Below are 326 nucleotides of genomic sequence, written 5' to 3'. Positions count from 1 at the left end.
TCCGCCACTCGCGACACTTCACTCAACTTCATACCCCTCGACCACTGGAGTCACATCAGTGTGATCCACCCCTCCCCATCGGACGGCCCGTTACCTTGCGACACCGTTGCCGATCCGTTACTTTGGGGGACGTCTTGGTCACGGAAAGATCACAGCACGACCTCAGAGGGGAAACGCCACCGGTGAAGAACGAGTCGCAGCACGTACCACCAGCGACTCCTGTCGTCGTACCCGCCTCCGGAGCACACGGCGGGGGACGTCACCGCCTCCCCGCTCCCCCGCACGCACTGCGCGGCCGCGCGGCCGTCCTGGCCGTCGCCGCCGGC

Source organism: Dietzia sp. B19, assembly GCF_014145155.1.
In the GTDB taxonomy this organism is placed as follows: Bacteria; Actinomycetota; Actinomycetes; order Mycobacteriales; family Mycobacteriaceae; genus Dietzia; species Dietzia natronolimnaea.
Note: the sequence above shows the minus strand (reverse complement) of the source record.